Raw genomic sequence first — 13456 nt, 5'->3', positions numbered from 1 at the left:
TCCGTTGTGGAAAGGGACGTCAGCGCCCTTCGTAGACGGCGGGGCGTTTTTCGTTGAAGGCGACAACGCCTTCCTTGAAATCGCGGGTCTTGCCGCATTCCCCCTGCAATTTGGATTCAATGCCCAACTGCGCGTCGAGATCGTTTTCGAACGAAGCGCGGATGGCCTGTTTCACACGCTGGTAGGCCGCCGTCGGCCCCTTGGCCAGATGCAGAGCGCGCGCCTTGACGTGGGCGCCAAAGACATCGTCGGCCACCGCTTCCCAGATCATTCCCCAGTCATCCGCCTGTGCGGCGGTGATCTTTTCCGCAAAAAGCGCCGCGCCCATGGCCTTGGCCAAGCCCATCTGGCGCGGCAAAAGCCATGTGCCGCCAGCATCCGGGATCAGCCCGATCCGGGTAAAGGCCTGAAGGAAAAAGGCCGATTCCGCCGCGATCACCACGTCCGCCGCCAGCGCAAGATTCGCCCCAGCGCCGGCCGCTGCTCCGTTGACCGCGCTGATGGTCGGCACAGGGCAGTCGTGGATGGCCCGCAGCATCGGCACGTATTCGTCCCGCAGCGTGCGTTCCAGATCAAGGTTGGCCGCGTTGGCCCCATCTCCAAGGTCCTGCCCGGAACAAAAGGCCTTGCCCGCGCCGGTCAGAATAACAACTCGCGCCTCGCGTCCGCCGCGCTGAACCGCTTCGGCGATTTCTGCGCGCATCTGTGTGTTCAACGCGTTCATCACGTCCGGTCGGTTCAAGGTGACCGTGGCGATATCCTCAGCCACCGCGTAGGTAATCATGTCGTATTGCATCGGCGTGCTCCCATCTCTTGGCGGGCATCAAACATGCCCGCCAAGCGAAAGGCAAAGCCAAACGCCACGTCACGACCGCAGGATACGGGCGATCAAAGCGCGAGCCTCGGGAGGCGGTTTGCGTTCGACGCGTTCATAGGCGCTGCCGTCCCTGTCCCGCCGCAACAGGCCGTGTTCGATCATCGACCGCCGGATCTGCGCCGCATCCCGAAAGGTGCAAAGCGCGTCGAGGGCGGTGCTGATCTGGCGTTCGGTCCAGCTTTGCCCCGGCGGCAGTTGCGCCCAGATCACCCAGAGGCACAGTCCCTGAATGGATGTGCGCCCGGGCCAGTCAATGAACCGCCGTTCCGGATCGAAGAACCGGGCCGCCCGGGCAACGGATTTCTCGTCCACCGGTTCATCCGGGGTTTCCGTCAACCGCGCGCGCAGATGCTGATAGTTGCGATAGCCCGCCGCGCGGGAGATCAGCCCCAGCATCTCCAGATGCGAGGGAGGACTGTCCATGCCAGAGCGCAGCGCCTTGGCAAAGGCGGACAGGTCCGGAATGGTCAGGGCAATAGGATCACGAGACATGGGTCTGCTCCATCACCGATACCGCGTCCCCGTAACGGGGAGAGGAGGGCCGCCCTTGTCCATGGGCATCGCGAGGGCAATCCATGGTCAGAAGTTCAAGGCAGGTTTAGCGAAAGGCGGCGCCTGGGTGAACTGCGGACCCTGCAGGAACGGGTAGCAGAGCGGCCCGCGCAGGTCCATCACGGATGTTGACCGGTTCCTACAGCCCTGCGAGGCTGATGCCATGACCTACAAACCCGACGGCTATAGTGACCTGTCCCCCTACCTCATCGTGCCGGATCCGGAAATCGTGCTGCGGTTCTGCGAAGAGGTTTTTGACGCAACCCGGTTGCGGGTCTTTCACGACGGAGATCGGATCATTCACGCGGAATGCCGAATAGGCGATTCCGTCCTGATGATCGGCGGGGCCGAAGGCGGTGCCGGCGCGATGCTGCACCTGTACCTGCCCGACCCGGACACAGCCTTTGCCAAGGCCATGGCCCTGGGCGCCGAAGAATTGCAGCCGATGATGGAAAAAGGTGACGGCGACCGGCGCGGCGGGTTTCGCACGCCCTGCGGCACCCAATGGTATGTGTCCAAGCAGATGGGCGCACCCGCCTGACCACAGGTTCGGGGCGGGTTAACCGCCCTGCCCGTCCCCTTTCAGCAGTTCATCCAGCCGCTTTTGCTCGTCAACGGACAGGCCTGTGTCTGCCTCCCCCGTCCCCGCAGCCGAACGGCGGCGGACGTAGGCCACCCCCAACCCCAGAGCCAACACGAACAGACCCGGCCCAGAGGCCCAGAGCAACCAGTTCCAACCGCCGGTCGTGGGCCGAAGCAGGACAAATTCGCCATAACGGTCGACGATGAAGGCAACCACTTCCTTGTCCGTGTCACCTGCCAGCAGACGCTCTCTGACCAGCAGGCGCAGATCCCGCGCCAGCGAAGCATTGCTTTCGTCGATGCTTTCGTTCTGGCAGACCAGACAGCGCAACCCGGCCGAAATGTCGCGCGCCCTTGCCTCCAGCGCCGGGTCCTCCAGCACCTCGTCGGGCTGAACCGCGCCCGCAACGCTGGCAAAGGCGATCAGAGCCGCGATTGCGTAAGGCGCGCACGTCTTGCGCACCGCCTGTCCGAACACCGTCATTCCGCAGGCACTCCCTGTGCCGGGGCCGTCTTGCGCGCGCCGGCGGCGATCCGATAGCGGCGATCCGAAAGGCTCAGACAGCCACCCAGCGCCATGATGATGGCCCCGGCCCAGATCCAGTTCGCCAGCGGCTTGATATAGACACGCATCACCCAGCCGCCATCGTCCTGCGGATCACCGATCACGACATAGACGTCGCGCATGATCCGATAATCAATGGCCGCTTCGGTCGTCGGCATGGCCGCAACCGGGTAGACGCGTTTCTCGGGGTTCAGTTCCGCGATCTCACGCCCGTTTTGGGTGACCAGAACGTCGCCCATGGTCGAGATATAGTTTGGCCCCTGCACACGATCGACCGAACGCAGCGTGAATTCGAAATCGCCAACGGTGAAGGCTTCTCCAATACGGGCGACGCGGATGTCTTCCTCCTGCCAGGCCAGAAGCCCGGCAATCCCCAGCATGGTGATGCCAAGGCCCGCATGCGCCACGGCCTTGCCCCATTCGGCGCGCGGCAGGCGGAACAACCGCGACAAGTCACGAGACTGGCCAGTACGCGAGAGAAGGTCCGTCACCGCGCCCGCCACCATCCATGTGCCAAGGAAGACGCCGATCGGCCCCATCAGGCTGCGGCCCGTCTGCATTGCCCAGACCAGACCCATCAGCGCAATCGCAAGGACAAAGGCCGGGGTCAGGGATTTCAGCACGCGGTCAAGCTTGCCCCGTTTCCAACTGATCATCGCCCCCACGGGCAGGATCAGGCCGAGGACCACCATGAACGGCGTAAAGGCCATATTGAAGAAAGGCGCGCCAACCGAGAGTTTGCGGTCAAACAGCATCTCCGCAACGAAGGGCCACATGGTGCCGACAAAGACGACAAAGCTCGACACCGCCAGCAGGATATTATTCGCCACCAGCGCGCTTTCGCGGCTGACCACGCCAAAGACGCCCTTGGCCTCCATCACGTTGGCACGCGCGGCGAACAGCGTCAGCGCCCCGCCGGTGAAGAACAGCAGGATATACAGGATAAACTGGCCCCGCACCGGGTCATTGGCGAAGGCATGAACCGAAGTCAGCAGGCCGGATCGCACGATGAACGTGCCGATCAGGGAAAAGCCGAAGGCAAGGATCGCCAGCAGAATGGTCCAGCTTTTCAGCGACTCGCGTTTTTCCACCACGATGGCCGAATGCAGCAGCGCGGCAGCAAAGAGCCAAGGCATGAACGAGGCGTTTTCGACCGGATCCCAGAACCAGAAACCGCCCCAGCCCAGTTCGTAATAGGCCCACCACGATCCCAGCGCGATACCGATGGTTAGAAAGATCCACGCCGCCAGCGTCCATGGCCGTACCCAGCGGCCCCATGCGGCATCCACCCGCCCCTCGATCAAGGCGGCGACTGCAAAGGAAAAGCAGATCGAAAGCCCGACATACCCAAGGTAAAGGAACGGCGGATGGAAGGCGAGGCCGGGATCCTGCAACAGCGGGTTCAGGTCGGTGCCGTCAATCGGCGGCACCGGCAGCCGGGTGAAGGGATTGGACGTAAAGATGATAAAGGCATAAAACGCTGCCGAAACAGAGGATTGCACCGCCAGTACCCGGGCGCGCAAAGTCGGCGGAATATTCGATCCGAACCACGCGGCGCAGGCCCCGAAAAGGGCAAGGATCAGCACCCAAAGCAGCATCGACCCCTCGTGGTTTCCCCAGACGCCGGACACTTTGTAAAGCATCGGTTTGGCCGAATGGCTGTTCTGATAGACCAGCTTCAGCGAGAAATCCGAGACCACGAAAGCATAGGTCAGCGCCGCAAAGCTGGACGCGACCAACAGGAATTGCAGCGTCGCAGCCGGTTCCGCCACCGCCATCCACCCGGGCCAACGCTTGTGTGCGCCCACCAATGGCATCACCATCTGAACCAGCGAGACCACGAAGGCCAGGATAAGGGCGAAATGTCCGAGCTCTGTAATCATGCCCGGACTATAGGGCGCACGAAAAAGCGGGCCAATCGAAATCGGCCCGCCTTTCAGATCACAATGTCGCAATACGTTTGGCGCTAGCCGCGGCTGCGGTGCCAGTCCGCCAGCGCAGGGTTGTCGGCTGGCACGTCAAAAGTTGCCGGATCCTCCGGGCGCGCGCCCTCGGGTGTGACATCGCGCAACGCCTCTACGTCGCGGACGGTGCGCACGACCTGCGGCACGGTGGCGATAGTTGCAGCCATCTCGCGCTGGAAGTCCTGCCCCTTGGCCTGATGCCGTGCGCCGAAGTAAAAGCTGACGATCGCCGCCAAAAGCCACCACAGCGGCTCTGGCACCAAAGCAATCCCGGCCATGCGCGCGGCGAACCAGATGGGATCAACCATGGCCGCCACGAACATTCCCAGCGTTCCCAACGCCATCGCCGGGCGCGGCACCCGGTTCAGCGCATCCATCAGGCTGTCGAACCAGCTACGCCGCACAACGCGGAACTCTCCCGCCATCTGGGCCAGCGAAGCCGACTGCGCGTCGTGCCCTCTTTGGGCCTGTGCCTCTGCGTTGACGCGAAACACCTCGGCGGTTTCCGCAACCACGTTGCGGCCCGACCCAAAGAGCACGCCAAGGATCTGACCAATCAGCCCCATGCTGCCACCCGTGCCTGAAACTCGGCCTCCGTCAGGTGATAGCGCGGCGAGATGAACTCTTCGGCCCGTTTGATCCACCCCCCTTTGCCGCCTGCGCGGGTGCGGGCGTATTTGCGGCTGGCCGGGCGATTGTCGGCGATGCGAAAGTAATAGTTGCGCCGGGCAATGCCATAGGCATCGACCATGTGGTCAGGCGCCTTGGAGTAGGCCCGCGCCGTTGCGCCAACGGTCTGCGGCCCAATGGCCCCGTCGACGCTGACCTTTTCGCCCATCTGGTTCAGCAACCGCTGAAGGATCTTCACCGCATTACCCCCGGCATTGACGTACATATCAAAGACGGTCTCATGCAGTGCCGAGGGCAGTTCAGCGATCCGTGGTTTGACAAAATAATGGGTCAGAAAGATCGTCACCGCCTGTTCACGCGTAATCTGGCGCACGTCCTGCGCATCCACCCGACCGTTGCCGTCTAGGTCAAGGCCAAGCCGCCGCATGGTGTGAATCGTCACACCATATTTGGTTGCGCCGCCGGGATCGTCCGGGTCGTTGACATACCCGCCTTCGCGGGCAACGATTTCCTCGGCCATCTTGCGGACGCCTGTTGTCAGAGTCGACATCTTGTCTCTCCTGCTCGGTTTGCTGTCGATGGCAGAAAAGGTGCGCCGCAGCCCTTAACCAATCCTCAGAGGACCGTACGTTGCATGACCGCTGACGAGATCATCGCGCTGCTCGAACTTTCGCCCCACCCCGAAGGCGGGCACTATCGGCAGACATGGCAGGCACAGGCACCGGAGCGAACGCGATCCGCCGGAACCTGCATCTATTTCCTGCTGAAAGGGGACGAACGCAGCCATTGGCACCGCGTGGATGCAGGCGAAATCTGGCATTACTACGCAGGGGCACCGCTGCGCCTGATGCGCGCCCCGACGGAACATGGACCGCGTACGGACATGTTCCTTGGTCCTGACCTGAGCGCGGGACAACGACCGCAAGGCATTGTCGAACCGGGCCATTGGCAGGCGGCGCAATCGCTGGGCGACTGGACGCTGGTCGGCTGCACCGTATCGCCCGGCTTTCTGTTTGAAGGGTTCGAACTGGCTGCACCCGGGTTCGATATTCCAGTCTAGCGCGAACGGCAAAACGCCCGGGGGAGTGGACCCCGGGCGTTCCGCATTCAAGCAGGCGTTCGATTACTGAACGCGCTCCATATCGGCCAGTTGGTCACCGGTGAAGGGTGTGACCACCGCGTAGGAGGTTTCGCTCACCATCACCATCTTTGCTTCGTCCAGCGGCAGCAGGACAAAAGTGTCCCCCAGCCCCAGAAAGCCGCCGACCTCGGCGACAAGACCGGTGATCTTGCCGCTTTCATCGACGACGAAATCGTCGATCGACCCGATGCGTGTCCATTCGTCGGCCACGGCCTCGTAGCGTACGCTGGCGTCCCATTCGGCCTCCCCGGTCTCGGAAAGCGTGTAGATCGGCGCACCGATGATCACCGAAGCCTTGACCGGAGCCATCAGGCCGGATTGGCTGGCGCCATCAGCCTTGGCCATGTCCGAGGGCACCGGTTTCGGCGTCATCGGGTCCGCGTCTTCGGCCACGTCCTTGTCGGTCATGTCCGGAGCATCGGTTTCGGCGGCAGGGTCGGCTGCCATCGGGTCGGCTTGTTCCATCGGCACCGGGTCCGCAGCCGGGTCCATGGTGTCCCCTGTCGCGTGGCTTTCTGCAAAGGCAGCCGCGGGGATCAGGGCAGTAGCAGCAACGGTCATCATGAAGCGGTTCATGTCGAATTCCTTCCTTGTTTCCGTTTGATCTGGCTGACTAACCCGCGATTTTCCCCTGTCGTTCCACGCTATATTTTTTCCCTTTCAGGGAACTTCATCCGCGACCGTGCGTATGCACGAAGCTCAAAAGTTGGGCGGTGGACCCGTCCTTGCCTTCGACCTTGGCCGCACCTGTCACCATCGGTCCCAGAGCGGTGGCAAGTTCCTTGCCCAGTTCGACGCCCCATTGATCGAAAGAGTTGATGCCAAGGATCACGCCTTCGACAAAAACCCGGTGTTCATACAGCGCGATGATCTTGCCCAGTGTTTCGGGATCAAGCAGCGGATAGATCAGCGTCGTCGACGGCCGATTGCCCGGGAACACCCGGTGCCGCGCCTGCCGTTCCAACTCGTCACCTTCGAACTTGCCCGCCACCTTGGCGCGCGCCTCGTCGAGCGACCGGCCCCGCATCAGCGCCTCGGACTGGGCAAGGCAATTGGCAACCAGCAAGTCGTGATGGTGCTTGAGCTCAGGCTCATGCCCCTGCGCGGCCACAAGGAACTCTGCCGGGATGACCCGCGTGCCCTGATGGATCAACTGGTAAAAGGCATGCTGGCCATTCGTGCCCGGCTCGCCCCAGACCACTGGCCCGGATTCATAAGGCAGATCTGCGCCATCCATGCTGACGCCCTTGCCGTTCGATTCCATTTCCAGTTGTTGCAGATAGGCCGGCAGGCGCATCAACCGGTTGTCATAAGGCAGCACCGCGCGTGTCGCGTGCCCCAGCACCTGATTGTGCCAGATCCCCACCAACGCCAGCAGAACCGGCATGTTTTCGGCCAGCGGCGCGCTTTGGAAATGGCGGTCCATCTTCATGCCGCCGGTCAGGAAGGCGCGGAAATGCTCGGGGCCGACCGCCAGCATCAGCGACAAGCCGATCGGTCCCCAGACGGAATAGCGCCCGCCAACCCAATCCTCGAAACCAAAGACACGCTCTGCGGGGATGCCGAACTCTGCCGCCTTTTCAAGGTTCGACGACAGGGCGATGAACTTGCCCGCATCCGAAACTCCCTTGGCTGCCAGCCAATCCTTGGCCGTGCGGGCGTTGGTCATGGTCTCGATGGTGGTAAAGGTCTTGGACGCGACGATGAAGATCGTCCTTTCCGGATCACAGCCTGCCAGCGTATCGGCAATATCCGCACCGTCCACGTTGGACACGAAATGCGTGCGCGGACCGTCATGGTAAGGTGCCAGCGCCAATACCGCCATGACCGGCCCAAGGTCCGATCCGCCAATCCCGATATTCACCACATCCGTCACGTCCGAGGCCCGGATGTCACGCGCCAGTGCCTGCATTCGCCCCAGCGTGTTCAGCACAGGTGGCATGACGTCGACGCCGTCCACCTCGACCGGCGCGCCGTCCAGATTGCGCAATGCGGTATGCAGCACGGCCCGGCCTTCGGTTTCATTGATCCGTGCGCCCGCGAACATCGCGTCGCGGCGTTCGGCCACGCCGCGCGCCTCGGCCAACGCAAGCAGCGCGCTGCGCACTTCGGGGTCGATCTGGGTTTTCGAGTAGTCGAACAACATGCCTTCGGCGCGAAGGCTGAACGCCGCGGCCCGGGTGTCATCCGCGAATTGATCCTCGATCCGGCGATCGCCGATGCCCGCCGCCAATGCCTTGAGATCCTCGAACATTCCGTCTCCCTCGCCGCCGTTCTCGCGGCCGTTGAAAATGCTTTCCCGCCCAATATCAGGCGGCAGATGTCAGATTTGCGACTACGGTGCCCAGTGAACCTTGGCTTCGCTCAGGACAGCGTTAATCGGAGCTTCAAGCGCGGGTTTGCCGCGCGCGGCCTCCAGCGCCGCCCGCTTTTCCTCGCCAAAGATCAGCACATGTTTGGACAGTGCGCCATTCAGCACCGGCGCGCTCAGCGTGATGCGCGGTTCGGGCGCACCGGGCGCGCGCATGGGCAGAAGGATCGGCGCCTTGGACGACAGCGCCTCTTGCAGACGGTCCGCGCCGGGAAACAGCGATGCGGTATGCATGTCCGCCCCCATGCCCAGCAAGACCACCGCCAAGGGCAATTCCCTTGCAATCGGTTCCTCAAGAGCCGCCAGCACGCCCTCGGGTTCTTCAGCGGGCGCATAAAGCGGCAGGTATCCCGCCGCCGCCGCCCGGTTCGTCAGCAGGCGTTCGCGCAGCAATCCTGTGTTGGACCGGGCATGATCCTCGGGCACCCAGCGTTCGTCGGTCAACATGACATCCACCCGCGACCAGTCCAGATCGACATTATTCAGGTCGTCAAAGACAGGTCCCGGCGATGTACCGCCGGGCACGGCAAAAGCCACCCTGTCGTTCTGCGACAGCGCCTGACGCAACTCACCCGCAAGCTGGTTGGCAAGGTCGATGGCCAGCATCTCGCGATCCTGGTAGGTGAGGAATTCATAGTTCATGCCTGCGCCTCCTTCGGTTGGCTCGGCTCACGCGCGGATTTCGCGCCAGCGGCGCCCGTCCCGATGCATCAGCATCAGCGCATCTTCCGGTCCGGCCGATCCGGGATCATAGGGCTTGGGCACTTCGCCACGGCTCTGCCATCCGGCGATGATCGGATCGGTCCAGGCCCAGGCGGCCTCGACCTCGTCGCCGCGCATGAACAAGGTCTGATTGCCCCGGATCACGTCCATGATCAACCGCTCATAGGCGTCTGGCACTTCCTCGGCCTCTGGTCCCAGCGCCTCGGCAAAGCTCATGTCCAACGGCACGTCAACCAGACGCATGCCCCCCGGCCCCGGTTCCTTGATGGTCACACCCAGCGTCATGCCTTCGTTCGGTTGCAGCCGGATCGACAGAACGTTGCGATGGGTTCCGGCCTCGGGACCAAAGATCGAATGCGGCGCATCCTTGAAGACAACCGCGATTTCCGAGGCCCGCGCCCGCAGCTTTTTGCCGGTCCGCAGGTAAAAGGGCGTACCCGCCCATCGCCAGTTGGAAATATGGCACTTCATCGCCACAAAGCTTTCGGTGGTGGACCGCGGGTTGTCCACGTGTTCCCGATAGCCGGGCTGTTCCTCGTCGGCGCTGTATTGGCCGCGCACGATGTGGTGGTAATCCACCGGATCCAGTGCCCTGATCACCTTGAGTTTTTCGTCCCGCACCGCGTCTGGTTCGAAGCGCGCCGGCGGCTCCATCGCGATCAGGCACAAGAGCTGCATCAGGTGGTTCTGCACCATGTCCCGCATGGCGCCTGACTTGTCATAATACCCCCCGCGCCCGCCAACATCGACGGTTTCGGCCACCGTGATCTGGATATGATCGACGTATTGCGCATTCCACAGAGGTTCAAACAGCATGTTGCCGAACCGGACCGCCATCAGGTTCTGCACGGTTTCTTTGCCAAGGTAGTGGTCGATCCGATAGATCTGATCTTCGGCGAAATGGGTCCGCAGCGTGACGTTCAGCGCCCGCGCGCTTTCAAGGTCATGGCCAAAGGGTTTTTCGACAACGACCCGGCTGTCATCATCGGCCAGCCCGAAGGAACGCAACCGCTCTGCCAAGGCGCCGAACAGCGACGGCCCGACCGAGAAATAGAAAGCGCGTACACAATCCGGGCGCAGGTGCCGTTTCAATGCCTCCCAGCCGCCATCCCCCATGGCGTCAACCGGTTCGTATTCCACCCGTTCGAGGAACTGTTCCAGCGTGCCGTCCTCGCAATGGCGACCGCCACCGAACTCGGCCACTGCTTCGGCCACCATGCGACGGAATCCTGCACCGTCCATCTCGGACCGGGCAGCGCCGATGATGCGCGCGCCGTCGGGCATCTGCCCGCTACAGAATCGCCGGAACAGCCCGGGCAGGATCTTGCGGCGGGCCAGATCGCCCGTCGCACCAAAGATCACCAGATCGAAAGGGTCGACCGGAATAACGCGTGAAACCATGAGTCCCGTGCCTTTCCAACTTGGCGGGAACGCCCGCCTTTGGCAGCGCCCGTTAGCGCTAACGTTTACATTCGTGCACCGCATACCCCATGTGCAGATGAAAGTCTAACATCCATGTGCCCCTTCACAATGGCGTCAGGAAAAATCTTGGGACTGGCACCTCAACTGCCTTCCGCCTAGGCCTTTGGGAACGACGCGAAGGACGCCCCATGAAAGACTCCGCCGCCGCCAACGCTGGCAAGTTCGAAAACCCCACAGTCACCGCCAAAGGCGAACCTCGTGCCCATGTGGCCCTCAGCAACCCTCAGACTCTGTGGTTCAATACCGGGACACTCTGCAACATCGAGTGCCTGAACTGCTACATCGAAAGTTCGCCTGAAAACGACAGGTTGGTCTATATCACCGCGGACGAGGTCAGCGACTATCTGGATCAGTTGAAAGCGCGCAATTGGGGCGTGCGAGAGATCGGCTTTACCGGTGGCGAGCCCTTCATGAACCCCCAGATGATCGAGATGACACGCCGCTGTCTTGACCGTGGGTACGAGGTTCTGATCCTCACCAATGCCATGCGTCCGATGATGCGTCCTTCGGTCCGCAAGGGTCTGGAGGAATTGCAGACGCAGCATGGAGACCGCCTGACCCTGCGTATCTCACTGGACCATTGGTCCGCCGCCAATCATGACGCCGAACGCGGTGCCGGCACTTATGACAAGACGATCGAAGGCATGCGTTGGCTGCGCGACGCGGGCATCCGCATGACAGTGGCCGGGCGGACCATGTGGGACGAAGACGACGCCAGCGCCCGTGACGGCTTTGCCCGGGTGTTCGAGGCGGAAGGATTCGCCATCGACGCGCGCGACCCCAGTCAATGCGTTCTGTTCCCGGAAATGGACCTAACCGTCGAAGTGCCCGAGATCACAACCGCTTGTTGGGGCATCCTGAACAAATCCCCCGATGACATCATGTGCGCCTCGTCCCGCATGGTCGTGAAACGCAAGGGCGCTGACAGCCCGTCCGTCGTGGCCTGCACCCTGCTGCCTTACGAGGACCAGTTCGACATGGGTCAAACCCTTGAACAGGCTGAACGCGATGTGCCTTTGAATCATCCCCATTGCGCCAAATTCTGCGTCCTTGGCGGGGCAAGCTGTTCGGCGTAACGGCACCCTGCCCGCCACGCCCCGGCAAGCCCTTGCCGAAACCGCGAACCGCCTTGCGCCGCCACCGCCCGCATGTCACTGCTCGCTCAACGAGCAGGAGAACGCCAGATGTCACCGCGCAAGATCATCATCGACACCGACCCCGGACAAGACGACGCCGTCGCCATCCTGCTGGCGCTGGCCTCGCCCGAAGAGATCGAGGTTCTGGGCATTACTGCGGTCGCGGGCAATGTCCCGCTGGACCTGACGCTCAAGAACGCGCGCAAGGTCTGTGAACTGGCCGGGAAGACGGAAACGCCGATCTATTCCGGCTGTGACCGGCCACTGGCGCATGAGCTTGTGACCGCCGAGCATGTGCATGGCAAAACCGGGCTGGACGGTCCGGACCTGCCTGAACCCACCATGCCGGTACAACCGCAACATGCGGTCGATTTCATCATCGAAACGCTTCGCAGCCAACCGGCCGGAACAGTGACGCTCTGCCCCTTGGGGCCTCTGACCAATATCGGCACAGCCCTGCAAAAAGCCCCTGACATCGCGCCCCGCATCCGCGAGATCGTTCTGATGGGTGGCGCCTATTTCGAAGTGGGCAACATCACCCCGGCGGCTGAGTTCAACATTTACGTCGACCCGGAAGCCGCTGAAATCGTGTTTAAATCCGGCGCACCGATCACCGTGATGCCGTTGGATGTGACGCACAAGGCGCTGGTGACGACACCCCGGAACGAAGCCTTCCGCGATCTTGGAACCCCGGTGGGGCTGGCCGTGGCGCAGATGACCGATTTCTTCGAACGGTTCGACAAAGCCAAATACGGGTCCAAGGGTGCCCCCCTGCATGATCCCTGCGTGACCGCCTACCTGATCCGGCCCGAGCTCTTCACCGGACGTTTCATCAATGTCGAGATCGAAACCCAATCGCCGTTGACACGCGGGATGACAGTCGCGGACTGGTGGGGGGTCACGGACCGACCCGCAAATGCGACCTTTATCGGCGATCTGGACGCGGACGGCTTCTTTGACTTGCTGACCGAAAGGCTCGCGCGCCTATGAAATCCCTGCATCTCGCAGGCGAAGACGACGCGGACAAATTGCTGCCGCTTGTCGCCGCCTTTCATTCTGAAATGGGCTTTGACACGGATGCCGAACACCGTGCGCAGGCGGTGGCACCGCTTTTGCAGGGGTCGCCGCACGGGGCGGTCTGGCTGATCGGGCCGCGCCGCGCGCCGGTGGGCTATATTGTGCTGACTTTCGGCTGGTCGGTGGAATTCGGCGGTCTGGACGCCATCGTCGACGAGATCTTTATCCGGCCCGCCGTGCGTGGCCGCGGCATGGGACTGGAGGCGCTGGACGGAATTGCCAAAGCGATGAAACAAGCCGGTGTCCGCGCCTTGCACCTTGAGGTCGATCGCGAAGATGACCGCGCCCGCCGTTTCTATGGCCGTGCCCGTTTCGAGGCGCGGGACCGCTATATTTTCATGTCCCGCACCCTGTGA

15 protein-coding genes are annotated in these 13456 nt (G+C 62.4%); 5 read left to right on the top strand and 10 right to left on the bottom strand.

Annotated elements, in window-relative coordinates; translation table 11 throughout:
* Window positions 1–19: 19 nt before the first annotated feature.
* Together KJP30_RS01010 and KJP30_RS01005 are read right to left on the bottom strand one after the other, a co-directional pair.
* Entirely contained in the window at window positions 20–796 is a 777-nt protein-coding gene (locus tag KJP30_RS01010; protein ID WP_218447101.1) for an enoyl-CoA hydratase-related protein, read from the bottom strand.
* Window positions 797–865: 69 nt separating this feature from the next.
* On the bottom strand, window positions 866–1369 hold the full coding sequence (locus KJP30_RS01005; RefSeq protein ID WP_218447100.1) for a DUF2087 domain-containing protein: 504 nt from the start codon (window positions 1367–1369) through the stop codon (window positions 866–868).
* Window positions 1370–1592: 223 nt separating this feature from the next.
* Here KJP30_RS01005 and KJP30_RS01000 point away from each other — a divergent pair, with 223 nt between their 5' ends.
* Window positions 1593–1970, top strand: coding sequence for a VOC family protein (locus tag KJP30_RS01000; RefSeq protein ID WP_218447099.1), 378 nt, complete (start codon window positions 1593–1595; stop codon window positions 1968–1970).
* Window positions 1971–1988: 18 nt separating this feature from the next.
* On the opposite strand, the gene KJP30_RS00995 is transcribed toward KJP30_RS01000, so the two are convergent.
* From KJP30_RS00995 to KJP30_RS00980, 4 genes are all read right to left on the bottom strand, one after another.
* Entirely contained in the window at window positions 1989–2495 is a 507-nt protein-coding gene (locus KJP30_RS00995; protein ID WP_218447098.1) for a cytochrome c-type biogenesis protein, read from the bottom strand.
* A complete protein-coding gene (locus tag KJP30_RS00990) occupies window positions 2492–4459 on the bottom strand; it encodes a heme lyase CcmF/NrfE family subunit (RefSeq protein WP_218447097.1) in 1968 nt (655 codons plus the stop codon). The genes KJP30_RS00995 and KJP30_RS00990 overlap by 4 nt, the downstream gene beginning before the upstream one ends.
* Window positions 4460–4542: 83 nt before the next feature.
* Window positions 4543–5106, bottom strand: coding sequence for a holin family protein (locus KJP30_RS00985; protein ID WP_218447096.1), 564 nt, complete (start codon window positions 5104–5106; stop codon window positions 4543–4545).
* Window positions 5097–5720 carry a holin-associated N-acetylmuramidase gene (locus tag KJP30_RS00980; protein WP_224874306.1) on the bottom strand — a complete coding sequence of 208 codons (624 nt, stop codon included), beginning with the start codon at window positions 5718–5720 and terminating at the stop codon, window positions 5097–5099. Before KJP30_RS00980 ends, KJP30_RS00985 begins: the two co-directional genes overlap by 10 nt.
* Window positions 5721–5804: 84 nt before the next feature.
* On the opposite strand from KJP30_RS00980, the gene KJP30_RS00975 reads away from it, so the two are divergent.
* A complete protein-coding gene (locus KJP30_RS00975) occupies window positions 5805–6230 on the top strand; it encodes a cupin domain-containing protein (RefSeq protein ID WP_218447095.1) in 426 nt (141 codons plus the stop codon).
* Between the two features lie 63 nt (window positions 6231–6293).
* Here the strand turns inward: KJP30_RS00975 and KJP30_RS00970 are convergent, their stop codons facing one another.
* The 4 genes from KJP30_RS00970 to zwf form a co-directional block, all read right to left on the bottom strand.
* Entirely contained in the window at window positions 6294–6887 is a 594-nt protein-coding gene (locus tag KJP30_RS00970) for a PRC-barrel domain-containing protein (protein ID WP_218447094.1), read from the bottom strand.
* A 94-nt stretch (window positions 6888–6981) separates the two neighbouring features.
* Entirely contained in the window at window positions 6982–8565 is a 1584-nt protein-coding gene (pgi, locus tag KJP30_RS00965; protein ID WP_218447093.1) for a glucose-6-phosphate isomerase, read from the bottom strand.
* A gap of 81 nt (window positions 8566–8646) precedes the next feature.
* The gene (gene pgl, locus KJP30_RS00960; protein WP_218447092.1) at window positions 8647–9324 is read right to left on the bottom strand and encodes a 6-phosphogluconolactonase; all 678 of its coding nucleotides are present in this window, start codon (window positions 9322–9324) and stop codon (window positions 8647–8649) included.
* Window positions 9325–9351: 27 nt separating this feature from the next.
* Window positions 9352–10806, bottom strand: coding sequence for a glucose-6-phosphate dehydrogenase (gene zwf, locus KJP30_RS00955; RefSeq protein ID WP_218447091.1), 1455 nt, complete (start codon window positions 10804–10806; stop codon window positions 9352–9354).
* A 209-nt stretch (window positions 10807–11015) separates the two neighbouring features.
* Here zwf and KJP30_RS00950 point away from each other — a divergent pair, with 209 nt between their 5' ends.
* The 3 genes from KJP30_RS00950 to KJP30_RS00940 all read left to right on the top strand — a co-directional run bounded on the left by KJP30_RS00950 (window position 11016) and on the right by KJP30_RS00940 (window position 13456).
* The gene (locus tag KJP30_RS00950) at window positions 11016–11963 is read left to right on the top strand and encodes a radical SAM protein (RefSeq protein ID WP_218447090.1); all 948 of its coding nucleotides are present in this window, start codon (window positions 11016–11018) and stop codon (window positions 11961–11963) included.
* A 108-nt stretch (window positions 11964–12071) separates the two neighbouring features.
* Window positions 12072–13013 carry a nucleoside hydrolase gene (locus KJP30_RS00945; RefSeq protein ID WP_218447089.1) on the top strand — a complete coding sequence of 314 codons (942 nt, stop codon included), beginning with the start codon at window positions 12072–12074 and terminating at the stop codon, window positions 13011–13013.
* Complete coding sequence (locus KJP30_RS00940; protein WP_218447088.1) at window positions 13010–13456, top strand: GNAT family N-acetyltransferase; 447 nt, start codon at window positions 13010–13012, stop codon at window positions 13454–13456. Before KJP30_RS00945 ends, KJP30_RS00940 begins: the two co-directional genes overlap by 4 nt.

Origin of the sequence: Antarctobacter sediminis (genome assembly GCF_019218285.1) — a bacterium.
Taxonomy (GTDB): Bacteria; Pseudomonadota; Alphaproteobacteria; order Rhodobacterales; family Rhodobacteraceae; genus Antarctobacter; species Antarctobacter sediminis.
Note: the sequence above shows the minus strand (reverse complement) of the source record. Positions and strands in the feature narration are given on the sequence as shown.

Bases quoted from the DNA above. Each gene is read 5' to 3' on its own strand.
- KJP30_RS01010 (WP_218447101.1), bottom strand. From the start codon at position 796: ATGCAATACGACATGATTACCTACGCGGTGGCTGAGGATATCGCCACG.
- KJP30_RS01005 (WP_218447100.1), bottom strand. From the start codon at position 1,369: ATGTCTCGTGATCCTATTGCCCTGACCATTCCGGACCTGTCCGCCTTT.
- KJP30_RS01000 (WP_218447099.1), top strand. From the start codon at position 1,593: ATGACCTACAAACCCGACGGCTATAGTGACCTGTCCCCCTACCTCATC.
- KJP30_RS00995 (WP_218447098.1), bottom strand. From the start codon at position 2,495: ATGACGGTGTTCGGACAGGCGGTGCGCAAGACGTGCGCGCCTTACGCA.
- KJP30_RS00990 (WP_218447097.1), bottom strand. From the start codon at position 4,459: ATGATTACAGAGCTCGGACATTTCGCCCTTATCCTGGCCTTCGTGGTC.
- KJP30_RS00985 (WP_218447096.1), bottom strand. From the start codon at position 5,106: ATGGGGCTGATTGGTCAGATCCTTGGCGTGCTCTTTGGGTCGGGCCGC.
- KJP30_RS00980 (WP_224874306.1), bottom strand. From the start codon at position 5,720: ATGTCGACTCTGACAACAGGCGTCCGCAAGATGGCCGAGGAAATCGTT.
- KJP30_RS00975 (WP_218447095.1), top strand. From the start codon at position 5,805: ATGACCGCTGACGAGATCATCGCGCTGCTCGAACTTTCGCCCCACCCC.
- KJP30_RS00970 (WP_218447094.1), bottom strand. From the start codon at position 6,887: ATGAACCGCTTCATGATGACCGTTGCTGCTACTGCCCTGATCCCCGCG.
- pgi (WP_218447093.1), bottom strand. From the start codon at position 8,565: ATGTTCGAGGATCTCAAGGCATTGGCGGCGGGCATCGGCGATCGCCGG.
- pgl (WP_218447092.1), bottom strand. From the start codon at position 9,324: ATGAACTATGAATTCCTCACCTACCAGGATCGCGAGATGCTGGCCATC.
- zwf (WP_218447091.1), bottom strand. From the start codon at position 10,806: ATGGTTTCACGCGTTATTCCGGTCGACCCTTTCGATCTGGTGATCTTT.
- KJP30_RS00950 (WP_218447090.1), top strand. From the start codon at position 11,016: ATGAAAGACTCCGCCGCCGCCAACGCTGGCAAGTTCGAAAACCCCACA.
- KJP30_RS00945 (WP_218447089.1), top strand. From the start codon at position 12,072: ATGTCACCGCGCAAGATCATCATCGACACCGACCCCGGACAAGACGAC.
- KJP30_RS00940 (WP_218447088.1), top strand. From the start codon at position 13,010: ATGAAATCCCTGCATCTCGCAGGCGAAGACGACGCGGACAAATTGCTG.